12 protein-coding genes are annotated in these 11,378 nt (G+C 61.1%); 5 read left to right on the top strand and 7 right to left on the bottom strand.

Translation table 11 applies throughout. The features are described 5' to 3' along the window. Nucleotides 1-483 precede the first annotated feature (483 nt). Both MWL89_RS04135 and MWL89_RS04130 read right to left on the bottom strand, forming a co-directional pair. On the bottom strand, nucleotides 484-2,019 hold the full coding sequence (locus MWL89_RS04135) for a helix-turn-helix transcriptional regulator (RefSeq protein ID WP_244411869.1): 1,536 nt from the start codon (nucleotides 2,017-2,019) through the stop codon (nucleotides 484-486). A gap of 96 nt (nucleotides 2,020-2,115) precedes the next feature. Then, the gene (locus MWL89_RS04130; protein ID WP_244411868.1) at nucleotides 2,116-2,772 is read right to left on the bottom strand and encodes a histidine phosphatase family protein; all 657 of its coding nucleotides are present in this window, start codon (nucleotides 2,770-2,772) and stop codon (nucleotides 2,116-2,118) included. 177 nt (nucleotides 2,773-2,949) lie between these two features. Between MWL89_RS04130 and MWL89_RS04125 the strand changes: the two genes are divergently transcribed. Continuing rightward, nucleotides 2,950-3,243: a DUF3795 domain-containing protein gene (locus MWL89_RS04125; protein ID WP_244411867.1), complete on the top strand. Its 294-nt coding sequence runs from the start codon at nucleotides 2,950-2,952 to the stop codon at nucleotides 3,241-3,243. Between the two features lie 130 nt (nucleotides 3,244-3,373). Here the strand turns inward: MWL89_RS04125 and MWL89_RS04120 are convergent, their stop codons facing one another. Next, nucleotides 3,374-3,703: a YbaK/EbsC family protein gene (locus MWL89_RS04120; RefSeq protein WP_244411866.1), complete on the bottom strand. Its 330-nt coding sequence runs from the start codon at nucleotides 3,701-3,703 to the stop codon at nucleotides 3,374-3,376. 253 nt (nucleotides 3,704-3,956) lie between these two features. On the opposite strand from MWL89_RS04120, the gene MWL89_RS04115 reads away from it, so the two are divergent. Then, nucleotides 3,957-4,151: a hypothetical protein gene (locus tag MWL89_RS04115; protein WP_244411865.1), complete on the top strand. Its 195-nt coding sequence runs from the start codon at nucleotides 3,957-3,959 to the stop codon at nucleotides 4,149-4,151. A gap of 9 nt (nucleotides 4,152-4,160) precedes the next feature. Here the strand turns inward: MWL89_RS04115 and MWL89_RS04110 are convergent, their stop codons facing one another. Further along, on the bottom strand, nucleotides 4,161-4,994 hold the full coding sequence (locus tag MWL89_RS04110; RefSeq protein WP_244411864.1) for a C39 family peptidase: 834 nt from the start codon (nucleotides 4,992-4,994) through the stop codon (nucleotides 4,161-4,163). A 244-nt stretch (nucleotides 4,995-5,238) separates the two neighbouring features. Between MWL89_RS04110 and MWL89_RS04105 the strand changes: the two genes are divergently transcribed. Further along, entirely contained in the window at nucleotides 5,239-5,457 is a 219-nt protein-coding gene (locus MWL89_RS04105) for an acyl carrier protein (protein ID WP_244411863.1), read from the top strand. A gap of 155 nt (nucleotides 5,458-5,612) precedes the next feature. On the opposite strand, the gene MWL89_RS04100 is transcribed toward MWL89_RS04105, so the two are convergent. Further along, on the bottom strand, nucleotides 5,613-6,467 hold the full coding sequence (locus tag MWL89_RS04100; protein WP_244411862.1) for a DegV family protein: 855 nt from the start codon (nucleotides 6,465-6,467) through the stop codon (nucleotides 5,613-5,615). Between the two features lie 260 nt (nucleotides 6,468-6,727). Beyond that, on the bottom strand, nucleotides 6,728-8,506 hold the full coding sequence (gene aspS, locus MWL89_RS04095) for an aspartate--tRNA ligase (RefSeq protein ID WP_244411861.1): 1,779 nt from the start codon (nucleotides 8,504-8,506) through the stop codon (nucleotides 6,728-6,730). 270 nt (nucleotides 8,507-8,776) lie between these two features. Between aspS and MWL89_RS04090 the strand changes: the two genes are divergently transcribed. Next, nucleotides 8,777-9,046, top strand: coding sequence for a type II toxin-antitoxin system prevent-host-death family antitoxin (locus MWL89_RS04090; protein ID WP_244411860.1), 270 nt, complete (start codon nucleotides 8,777-8,779; stop codon nucleotides 9,044-9,046). After that, nucleotides 9,036-9,350, top strand: a complete 315-nt coding sequence (locus tag MWL89_RS04085) for a type II toxin-antitoxin system RelE/ParE family toxin (RefSeq protein ID WP_244411859.1) — start codon at nucleotides 9,036-9,038, stop codon at nucleotides 9,348-9,350. Before MWL89_RS04090 ends, MWL89_RS04085 begins: the two co-directional genes overlap by 11 nt. 86 nt (nucleotides 9,351-9,436) lie before the next feature. On the opposite strand, the gene MWL89_RS04080 is transcribed toward MWL89_RS04085, so the two are convergent. Beyond that, nucleotides 9,437-10,921, bottom strand: coding sequence for a helix-turn-helix transcriptional regulator (locus MWL89_RS04080; protein ID WP_244411858.1), 1,485 nt, complete (start codon nucleotides 10,919-10,921; stop codon nucleotides 9,437-9,439). Nucleotides 10,922-11,378: the final 457 nt, after the last annotated feature.

Raw genomic sequence — 11,378 nt, 5'->3', positions numbered from 1 at the left:
TGTCGATCCCGCCCATCGTCGCGACTGCTTGCACCTGCGGCTCGGCTTTCGATCCGTCCCCCGTCCCCCTTCCTTCCCCCCTCTTTTTCACCCATTCGCAAGCAGTTGCGAATGGGAGCCTCCGGGTGCCACTGCTCGGTTTTATCGATAATGAGGTTTTGTCAAAATAATCCCATGCACTGGCGACCAATCGTCGTTTTGCGAAAATAACCAGCCTTCGAAGGCGGTTTCAGAGCCCATTGCGTTACGCTGACCTGCGAAACCGCAGGTCACAAAATAAACCTTGTCTAACTCGCTTGCCTGTTTTTCGCAAAACGACGACTGGCCGCCATCTACGGACCGTTTTCGCGTAAAACCGCATTATCGGAACAACCTTGTCGCCGGAAGCGGCATAGGAGACAAAGCAGAACCGCAACGAAACAAGACCGCGGCACGCGGCAGGGAAAGCTCGGTCCAGCCGGCAACCCCCCCCAACGGCGCCCGCTATTCGGCGGCTTCGCCTGCGCGCTTCCCCTCAAGCAGGTCGATCAGCTCCTGCTGCGAGTGCACGCCGAGCTTGCGGTAGACGTTCTTCATATGCGTACGCGTCGTATTGTCGGAGATGAACAGGGTCTTCGAGATGTACACCCGGTTGCGCCCCTTCGCAAGCAGCTCGAATACCTCGGTCTCGCGCGCAGAGAGCCCGAAGCGCTTCGCCCAGCCGTCAAGTGCGGCGGCATCGGTTCCCGCAAGAAGCCCGCTCGCCCCGGGGTCGTCCGACGCCGCAATCGACCGCTGCGCCTGCTCCTCCCGCGCACCACCCGAGCGATCGAACGAGAATATCCCCGCCATCAGCAGCAGATATACGACCACAAGAGAAACCACGGCCAGAGTCGAACCCGAATCACGCACGGCCGTTACGACCTGTATGCCGATCAGCGATCCGAGTGACTCGGCTCCAACCAGCACGAACAGTCCGAGGATGAATCGCTTCGGCAGAGCGAGGCCTCCCTGATCGCCCGCCCAAAGCGCCCAGACCATAAAGTAAAAGCTGTTGAATCCGATAATGCAGATAGCCTGCGCGGCCTCGCCCGCGTCCGAGAACAGCGGGAGCATCACGAATGCGATGCCGATGATGGGAATCGCCACAAAGCACACGAGCTTAATGAGTTTGCGAGAATCGAAGAACAGGGCCGCAAGCGCGATGAATACGGCCGAAAGGAAGAACGAGACGATGGTTGCGATGTTCACCTCGGCGGCTCCCGAGGTATACGCATCGCCGGTCAAGCGCTGCATCAGGCCGTAAGCGAGCCCGACCACCAACGGCAGGGCAACAACGCGGATCGCGATCGCGCGATTCGGAGATGCGCCGAAGCCAGATGGGGCGGTATCCGAGGCGGCCGATCCGGAAGGGGCCGCGCTCGGGTCGCCCGAGCCTGACGGAGGCGCGCTCGAAGCGCCCGTGCCGCTGCGCGTCGATACGGCAAGGAGAACCACGCAGATAACCGGCAGCAGCGAAACGATCATGGGTTGAAGGTCGGGAGACAGGTACAGCAGGACGGAGTCGAAAACCGAGGCAACGAGCAGGGCGAGGGCCACGTTGATAAGAAGCGGCTTAGGGCCTTTGCGGGCGAACCCGATGCCCTGCAGCACCAGCAGCACCGCGCTTCCGAAGCCGGTGAGCGCGACGCCCGCAACCCTCAGAGCATCGGAAGCCGCATCGGCGGGCGCAAACAGGACGAGCACCGTACCCGCGAACAGGCAGGTGCCTGCGCCGACCGCAATGGGAAGCGACCGCTCGGAAACGAACCGCACGCACGCGCATGCGACGAGCAGCGTGCCCGCCTCGACGGCAAGCCACAGCGCCCGCAGCTGCAGGAAGTCGAACTGCGCAGTCGATACGCGCGCAACGAACAGGTCGCTCCAATACAATCCGAACATCCACGCGAGCAGCGCGGCGAACGCAAGCCACGAAGCCGGTGCTTCGCTTAGCTGTTGCCGTACTGCATCGAGATACGATCGGATGCCCGATCTGACCATGCGCCTTCCTCCTATCGACTCAAAGGGCTATGATACCCCAACGGACGAGTTCGATCATCCTCCGAGCTATCGAGCGCATGCCGAAGCCCCCTTTCCCTACGCCGTCAAACCGATTCCCCCGATCTCGAAACGATCCCCGTCGAATCGCAATTCGGTCACGCTCAGGTTCTCGATCTTGGGTCTCTCGTTCACCCTGTCGCGCGCGTAGAGGTACACGAGCGTCTTGACCACGAACGCATGGGTCACCACGAGCACCCTGCCGCCGCCCGCGTCGAGAGCGGCCGTTCCCGCTTCGAGAAAGAACGACATCAGGCGCTCCTCGATCGCATCGAATCGCTCGGATCGACCCGAGCGATCATGATCGGCCAGGACGTCGGCGATCTCGGGCATGCGCCCGTTGAGTTCGGTCATCGGCAGATCCGCTCCGAACCCCTCGACAAGCGCATCGTGAAGCCTCGTGCCCGATTCGCCTTCGAGATCGCCATAGCACCATTCGCGCAAGCGCTGATCGGAGTGCGGCTTCGGCGCAGCGTCGTTGAAGCTCAAAACCTCGCCGAGCGTCGCCACCGCCCTGCCGCTGTCGCTCGAATACGCAGCTTCGAACGAAACGGAAGCGAGCTTTTTCCCGAGAATGCGCGCATCTGCGATCCCCCGCTCGGTAAGCGGCGAATCGCACCATCCCTGTACCTTCTGCAATACGTTGAACAGCGTCTGCCCATGGCGAACCACCGAAAAAACCACGTCCTCGGCCATACCACCCATCCAATCCGACCAGCGTCAAAGAACCTTTTCCCGATTGTAACCCACATCCGATGCCCCGCACCCGGCAGACGCGCGTACGGCAATCATGGTATGCTATTACCGAGTAGCGGGCCGCCGCTTGCCGTCGAGGATTGCCGCGCCCCGTCGATCAACCGGAAAAGGAGCACCATGTACCTAGCATGCTGCGGCTGGAGCTGCACCGAAGACTGCACCGAATACCCGCATTCGTGCGCTGGCTGCAACGAACTTGAGGGGAAAGCGCCTTGGACCCGAGAAGCGGGATTCAACCGATGCTTCTTTTACCAGTGCTGCGTCGTCGACAAAGGCTTCGCCCACTGCGGAGAGTGCGACGAGATGCCGTGCTCCGCATTCGACGACTACGCCGACCCCTCGCTGGACGAAGCGACCAAGCAGCAGGAGCTGGCCAAGCGCATCGCCCGCCTGAGAGCTACGACTCTCTGATCTTGCACACGTCCACCCAGCCGAGAGAGCCCGAAAGGTCTTCAAGCTCGGAGATGGCAAGCTCGATTGCACTGTTGTCGCTGCCGCACGCAGGGAACACCGTCTCGAACCGACGCAACGATTCGTCGAGCTACACGGCAACCCCCTCGTTCACCGCAAAGGGACAAACGCCACCGACGGCATGGCCGATGGCAGGCTCCACTTCCTCGAACGCAAGCATTTTCGGCTTACAGCAGAACTGGGCTTTGAACTTCTGGTTATCGATGCGGGCATCTCCGGCAGCCACCACGAGTACGGTGCCTTCGCTCCCATGAAACGATAGGGTCTTGGCGATGCGAGCCGCCTCGCACCCAGCGGCCTGCGCCGCAAGATCGACTGTGGCACTCGATGTTTCGTATTCGCGAATCCGCTCTTCGAAGCCACGCTCCCGAAAATAGTCCCGAACTCTGGCGATCGACATCGCATTCTCCCTTGCACGCTTCCATCCGATGCGCCCATGGTAGCATAGGGCGCATCGGATGCCCCAGGGGCATCGGCTAAGCGCTGCCGTTCCCCGCCGACCGCTCCCGACGATTCGAGGACCGCTGAAGCACGTCCCAACATACTATCCACCGCTTTCTATCGGGGTATGGTTTGCGGTCATCGCCCTCGCACGGCTCTGCTCCCCGCCGTGGCATTCATTCGGCATCGTATATGTTCGGCATGATCCATACGTGGGGAACAAAGCGACAGGATTGCTTTTATTCCTCTACCCGTTCGCGCTCGCCGCCAACGCATCCGGAGAAGCGCTCTATGCGCTGTGCGCCCTCGCATCGATTACGGCCGTCGAGGAGCTTGCCATCCAGCTCACCCCGACGCGCCACGATGGCGACCGGCCCTCGCTTTTCTCAAAGGAGCCTGTGCGCTGAGGCAGAGCATCATTCGATTACAACCGCCTGCGAACCGAGTTCGACAAACCGTTCGGCCAGCAAGCCCATATCGTAATCGACGATCCCCTCGAGCGGATCGCATACGGTAACCGTCGACGCCTCGGTATCGAAACCGCACACCACCATACAGTGGTTGTTCGCGTACAATCCGTACAGGCGGCCGTTCTCCCATTGGGTCAGATACGGCTCGTCTCCCGGATCCTTGAGGTCGACTGTAGCCCAAACGATTACCGGGCATCCGCTCTCCACCTTGGCGAGCACTTCGGAAAACGTCCAGCCGGTCATATCGGACGCCGAAAGAGCCGATCCGCAGTCGGACAAATAGGAGTTTGCCGTCTGCGCGATGCAGGGCGCAAGGCAGGCATGGGACGCCGCATCGCGGGGATCGCCGAGGAACGAGAAGACGAAATCGGTCGAGCTTGTGGGCAGCCACCAATCGGCTATGTCGGTTTTCTCGAGATCGAATCCGTAGAAAAGGAGCACGTCGGTCAAGGCGACCGATTCGCATCCGGTCGGAAGCTCGGGGTTTTGAAGGAGCGATGGAACCTCTACGGTTGCAGATGCCGAACCGACGGTCCGCGCGGCTTCGCTTGCCGCCGCTGCGGCGCTCACACGATCTGCAAGGCTGAGCTCCGCCGCACTGGCAACGGGGTCGCCGATGGGGCCGAACACGGCAGCGAATGCCGCCGCCGACGCGAAGATGCAGGCAAACCCCGCTTTCAGGAACACCCCGCGCCGCCCATGCGGTGTACAGCGCGCGGTGCGCGGCGAGCCCGCTTCCGCGCAACAGCGCGTACGGCTTTCGTTCGTCTCTCGGTCCATGCCCTGTCCCTTCGTTGTGCGTCCGGACGCAACCCGAACTGTATCGGCCGCACCTGAAAACAACCTGAAACGCGGTTCGGCCCAACAGGCCTTGCACGAATCGCCCACAAGCCCTCGACAAACAAACGGATGGGGAATGATGTTCGTTGCATGCTACACAGGTAATCCTCGGTACGTTCACAGCATCCGAGCAAGCGCACTCTAGTACAATGGACGGCATCGAAGAACAGGAGGTAACACGAACATGGCCACCATCGATACGGTTAAGGAAATCCTGCAGGAGAACCTCGATATCGCACCCGATCAGGTTAACGAAGAATCCACGTTCGATTCGCTCGGCGTCGATTCCCTCGACATGGTCGAGCTGATCTGCGACCTTGAGGAGAAGTGCGAGATCGACTTCGGCGAGCCCGAGGGTCTCGCAACAGTAGGAGACCTGGTCTCCTACGTGGACAGCCTGTAAAAAAGCGCTGCCATCAGCAAACGCCGGGCGCAACCTACATCGCGCCCGGCGTTTCGCCGCAGTCGGTCATCCCGCATGCGAAAGCCCGTCTCGTCAATCCAGAACGAGCAAACGCGCCACCCCGAGCGGCACACATCGACGGGTGCGCCGTCAACCTAACCCATCGGCAGGTTCGGTACCGCTTTGAGGTCGATGGCCTGGATCGCTATGCAATCGGGGCCGCCCTGCGTTATGAACGCGGGACCCAGCTCGAACAGGCCGTTTTCGCATGAGGGGAACGCCTCGGCCAACGCCTCCTGCGCCACGCGGGCCTGCTTGATGTTGCCGGCATGACTCACGCCGAGGTAGCTGGTATCGGTGATACCGCGTTTTCTCAGATCGCCGATAACGGCATTGAGCGCCTTGCCGAAGCCTCGCGCAACCGTCAAACGCTCAAGACGCGTGCCGTCGGACGTCTGCATCATCACGGGAACCGCTTTGAGCAGATGGGCGAACTTCGCCGCCAAAGGGGTCAACCGTCCCCCACGACGCAGGTAATCGAAATCTTCGGGCAGCAGATACGAATGGGCACTTTCGATTATGGGCAGCAGGCGGCTGACGACCTCCTCGGCGCTATCGCATTGCTTGGCAAATTCGACTGCACAGAGAGCTAAAGCCCTGTGGGGAATGCAGAGCGTTCTCGAATTGACCACATGGATCCGCTCGGGGTGCCTCGCCTGCTTCGCGAGGCCGCATGCAACCTCGTACGCCCCCGACAAGCCGTCCGCCATCGCGAGGTGCACGACCTCCTCATCGGTTTCGTAGGCGGCAAGCGTCGCCGCAGGAGACGGAGAAGAACTCTGCGGCAGGGCTCCGGCCCGCACGCGCGCAAGGAACTCGTCGGAGCTCATCTGCTCGTATTCGGCCCAAGTTTCGCTCCCGATGGCGACCGACAGGGGCAGGATCTCGATACCGTGCCGCCTTCCCTGCTCGATGTCGAACATAACCGAAGAGTCGGCAATGATCTTCATGCGGGTCTCGTTTCTCTCGTCAAACGCATCGCACTTCCCCCGGGCGACACGCATGGTTTTTGCGTAGTCGACTCATCATGAAGATCAAAGGCTCCGCGCGCAATACTATTTCAACAAATAGGTTCGATTGGTTCGGTTTATTCCATGATTGGCTTCAGCGGGTACATCCGCTGGGTTACACCCCAATCGCTTTGAGCGTCGAAACGAAACGGGGCCGCACCCAGCGGATGCGGCCCCGATAAATCCCGTTGAACACCTGGCTACAGCGTGCGCAGGTTCACTTCCTTGAGCTGGCGCGCGGTGACGGAGCTTGGAGCGCCGGTCATCGGATCGGATGCCGAGCTCGTCTTCGGGAACGCGATGACGTCGCGGATCGATTTCTTGTTCGCAAGCAGCATGACCAAACGGTCGAGGCCGAGCGCGATGCCGCCGTGCGGGGGCGCACCGAGTTCGAGGGCGTGGATGAGATGGCCGAACTTCTCGTCGATCTCCTCGTCGGTCAGACCGAGCCTGCGCAGCACGCGGCGCTGCATGTCGGCGTTGTGGATACGGATGGTACCGCCGCCCGCTTCGAAGCCGTCCATGACGAGGTCGTAGGAGTAGCTGCCGCATTCGAGCGGTGCATCCTCGATCTTATCGACGTCCTCGTAGCGGATCTGCGTAAACGGATGGTGCTCGGCTGCGTACTTCTTCTCGTCCTCGTCGTACTTGAACATCGGGAAGTTCACGACCCACATGAGCTTGTGGCCCTCGCGCGGTACGTCGAGCGCGTCGGCCATATGCAGGCGCAACGCCGAGAGCACGGCGTTCGCCACGTCGGGCTTGTCGGCGGCGAACAGCACGAGATCGCCCGGCTCCACGTCGAGCGCACGCTTGAGCGCTGCAAACTCCTCGTCGGAGAAGAACTTGATGATGGGGCTCTTCTCGTTGCCGTCGGAGGTGAACGCGATCCAGGCCATGCCCTTCGCGCCGTTCTCGGCGGCGATGTCGGCGAGCTTTTCGACCTCGCCGCGGCTCCAATCGCCCGCACCCTTCGCATTGATGGCCTTCACGATGCCGCCCGATTGGGCCACGCTCGAAAACACCTTGAAGCCCGAATCCTTCACGATATCGGTCACGTTCACGAGCTCCATGCCGAAGCGCGTATCGGGGCGGTCGTTTCCGAAGCGGTCCATCGCCTCGGCGTAAGGCATGCGCTCGAGCGGGAATTCGTGCTCGACGCCGACGGCGGCAAGCACCTCGGCCATCACGTCTTCCATGAGCTTCAGCACGTCGTCTTCCTCGACGAAGCTCATCTCGATATCGACTTGCGTGAACTCGGGCTGACGGTCGGCGCGCAGGTCCTCGTCGCGGAAGCACCGCGCGATCTGGTAGTAGCGCTCGATACCGCCCACCATGAGCATCTGCTTGAACTGCTGGGGGCTCTGCGGAAGCGCGTAGAAGCGGCCCGGGTTCGGACGGCTCGGCACGATGTAGTCGCGCGCGCCCTCGGGCGTGGAATTCGCGAGGATCGGCGTCTCGACCTCGAGGAAGCCGCGCTCGTTCAAGGCCGTGCGCATCGCCTGGGCGACCTTATGGCGCAGATGGATCGCATCGAACATCTCAGGGCGGCGAAGGTCGAGGTAGCGCCACTTCATGCGGGTGGTCTCGTCGGTTTCGATGCCGTCTTCGATGGAGAACGGGGGCGTCACGCTCGTGTTGAGCACGTCGACGGAGCTGGCCAGCACTTCGATTTCGCCGGTAGCCATGTTGGGGTTCACTGCCTCGGCCCCGCGGTCGCGCACCGTGCCCGTGATCTTGAGCACGTACTCGCGGCCCAGGTGCTCGGCTTTCGCAAAATCATCGGCGCTCACGCAATCGGGGTCGACGACCACCTGCGTGTAGCCCGCACGATCGCGCAGGTCGATGAAGATCAGCCCGCCGTGGTCGCGGTTGTGCCACGCCCAGCCGGTCAGCACGACCTCGCGGCCCACATCCTCAGCTCGCAGCTCGCCGCACGTTGCGGTGTGCATGCAGTACTCGTTCATAAAGTCCGTCATCTGTTCTTGCTCCTCAGCGTTGCTATTGGTATTCGCCACGCGGATGCCCCGGCAACGGCGAACGTCACTCAAACCTAGTTATTGTACTAGGTAACGCCGACAAACCAACCCCCGAGAGCATCTTTTCATGGAAAACGAACGCGATCGCACCTGCTCGGACTTCGCGTCGGAAGGCGATGGCGCGGGAGTCAGGACGGCACCGGCGGTTTCGGCGAGCTTTTCGAGCATACATGATAATGCTATAATTATGTCAAACTAGAAGGAGGCACAATGCCAACTTGCATACCGATCAAAGACTTACGAGACACGGCGGCGTTCGCCGAGCTTGTGGAGACATCGCCCGGACCTGTCATCGTCACGAAAAACGGCTACGATCAGTTCGTTGTCATTCGCAGCAAGGACTACGACGAGATACGGGAGCTCCAAGCGAAAAACCATATTATGGAGCGCATGCTGATAGCCGAGCGCGAACGGGCAGCGAACTCCCACGCCAATGCCAAGGACTCTATCGCCTCGCTGAGAGCGCATTATGACCTATAGGCCCCGTATCCTCGAGAGCGCCGATCGCGAACTGAGCCAGATAGTCGCCTATCTGGCTGGCCACAGCAAAGATGCCGCAAAAGCCTTCCTAGACGAGTACGAGTTGCAGCTCGATCTCATCTGCTCGAAAACCGTAGCGTACGGGCCGTCCCGCATGCCCGAGCTCGCACAGCTCGGATACCATTGCGCCCTTGTGGGAAGGTATCTATTCCTCTATTACATCGAAGACGATGCCGTCGTGGTAGCGCATCTGTTCCATCAAAGGCAAGACTATGCCAAGCTGGTCGAATCCGAGCGAGCGTAGCTTTCCGCAGGAAGACGCTTCGATATCGGCAGAACGACCCGCCAGCCTCCTACGCATCCTAGCTTTCGAACGGAGCAACGGAGTCCCTACCCCTTGTCGATCAGCTCGAGCAGCTCCTCGCGCGACGAAACGTCGAGCTTGCGGTAGATGCTCTTCACATGGGTGCGAACCGTGCTTTCAGAGATGACGAGCGTCTTCGCTATGAACACGATGCCGTGCCCTCGACCGAGATACGAAAGCGTCTCGGTCTCGCGCGGCGAAAGTTCGAACCGCACGGCAACCGCCTCGATACGCCGCGAGAGTTCGCTCTGCGCTTCGCCGCCACCCTCCCTGCGCACCTCGCGCTCAGATGCGCCCTCCCGTCTCCATGACGACAGCAAGGGAGCCAACACGACGAATCCGAAGTACATCGTGCTGATGACGAGCAGGATAGGCCCCGCGTTTTCGGCAAACGCGGAAACCGATCCGAACGATATGCCGAGAAACGATGCGGCCATGAAGCACGCAACCGTCAGTCCGTAGATGAACGGCGACGAGAATTCGCGGGCATGGGCCATCGCGCAGAGGCTCGAAAGCGCGAGAATGCCGATGATGCCGTAAAACACGTACGAGAGCGTTGCCGCGAGCCACTGGGCGACCGTGCCATAGGGAAAGGCGTTGAGCACGACGAGCACGATGGCGCACACCGGAAGGAACACCTGGTAGACAAACGACATGAGCGGCCGGTCGATCTTGAGAAGACTCAGGGGAAGCACCACGATAGCGGCCACGATACCCCCGAGCGTCTCGACGTAGAACGCATCGAACACCATGAACTTGCGCACGCCCATCACGAATGCGAACACGAGCAAGCCCGCGAACGGCAACACGGCAACCGAAGCCATCCTGCGCACGTTGGCGAGCATCTCGCGGGCATCGGTTTTCCCGTCGGCCGAAGCGGCGGACGAGCCGCCGACAAGATAGCCGAGCTCGCGATCGCCGTCGCGGCTCGGAAGGTCGGCGCCGCCGCGGTCGAGCTTTCCGCCTACCGCCTTCACGCAGGGAAGCGCCACGCCGATCAGCGCGAGCAGCCCGAACGCCACCAACCCGGGCTCGATGGCAACCGACGAGAGCATAAGCGCGATAAACGATGCGGCACCCACCATGATGGCCAGATAGAACAACGCTTGACGCAGGTCGAACAGGGCGAGGTACGTGCCCCACGCTATGCAGAGGGGAACCATACCGCAGGCAACGGCGGCGCCTGCGGCGATCATCACGCCTTCGTTGCCGAATCCCTCGACTCCGAGTCCCGCAACGAAGAGGGCGAACCCGCCGACATAGAGCACCGAAGATGAAATGACGAGCTGCGGGGTTGCGAACAGCGCAGCATTGCGCCGAAAGGCGAACCACGCCGAAACCGCTCCGGCAAGGGCGGCGACCACCATCATCGTATTCACGAACGGCGGCATGAGCGCATCCGCAGCGCCGTATTCCGAAAACAAGACAAGATTGGGCGAGTAGAGCGGCAGCGTTGCGAAGAAGGCGATGAACGCCAACGTTTCGAGTTTGAACTCCTGCGAAAAACGCACTGCTTCCACCTCCGTCGCGCATGGTCGTTACCGCCCACAGTATACCCCAAGAAACATGACGCCATTTCGTTTGGGCGCATGTGCCGTTTTGTCCAATCGCGCAGCGGACCCAACATCACGAATGACCGGAAGTCCGCCGCTCAACCGAGGTCGGGACGGCCGCGCAGGCGTTCGGCGGCGGTTCAGCGGTCCCTGCCCTGTTCGACCGCATGCCAATATCGGTTCGGCGGCAGGATGAGGTCAGCGAGGTTGCCGTGCGAGGGGGTTCCTGCATGAGATTTGCGATAGTGAACCCTCGAGGCTGATTAATGGCACGATAACCATATGCAGCCGCACGAAACCCGCAGATCAAATTCTGCGCTTCTTACCTACATGGAGTCACAATCGTAAATCTCATGCAAAATGAGGCTTTGATTCGAAACGGGCTTCGTCGCCGCCTGCATGCGCCCGTTTCGCC

Origin of the sequence: Raoultibacter timonensis, assembly GCF_022845715.1 — a bacterium.
Lineage (GTDB): Bacteria > Actinomycetota > Coriobacteriia > Coriobacteriales > Eggerthellaceae > Raoultibacter > Raoultibacter timonensis.
Note: the sequence above shows the minus strand (reverse complement) of the source record. Positions and strands in the feature narration are given on the sequence as shown.

What these genes read in the sequence shown, in the direction of transcription:
- MWL89_RS04135 (WP_244411869.1), bottom strand. Translation starts at nt 2,019, where the DNA reads ATGGTCAGATCGGGCATCCGATCGTATCTCGATGCAGTACGGCAACAG.
- MWL89_RS04130 (WP_244411868.1), bottom strand. Translation starts at nt 2,772, where the DNA reads ATGGCCGAGGACGTGGTTTTTTCGGTGGTTCGCCATGGGCAGACGCTG.
- MWL89_RS04125 (WP_244411867.1), top strand. Translation starts at nt 2,950, where the DNA reads ATGTACCTAGCATGCTGCGGCTGGAGCTGCACCGAAGACTGCACCGAA.
- MWL89_RS04120 (WP_244411866.1), bottom strand. Translation starts at nt 3,703, where the DNA reads ATGTCGATCGCCAGAGTTCGGGACTATTTTCGGGAGCGTGGCTTCGAA.
- MWL89_RS04110 (WP_244411864.1), bottom strand. Translation starts at nt 4,994, where the DNA reads ATGGACCGAGAGACGAACGAAAGCCGTACGCGCTGTTGCGCGGAAGCG.
- MWL89_RS04105 (WP_244411863.1), top strand. Translation starts at nt 5,239, where the DNA reads ATGGCCACCATCGATACGGTTAAGGAAATCCTGCAGGAGAACCTCGAT.
- MWL89_RS04100 (WP_244411862.1), bottom strand. Translation starts at nt 6,467, where the DNA reads ATGAAGATCATTGCCGACTCTTCGGTTATGTTCGACATCGAGCAGGGA.
- aspS (WP_244411861.1), bottom strand. Translation starts at nt 8,506, where the DNA reads ATGACGGACTTTATGAACGAGTACTGCATGCACACCGCAACGTGCGGC.
- MWL89_RS04090 (WP_244411860.1), top strand. Translation starts at nt 8,777, where the DNA reads ATGCCAACTTGCATACCGATCAAAGACTTACGAGACACGGCGGCGTTC.
- MWL89_RS04085 (WP_244411859.1), top strand. Translation starts at nt 9,036, where the DNA reads ATGACCTATAGGCCCCGTATCCTCGAGAGCGCCGATCGCGAACTGAGC.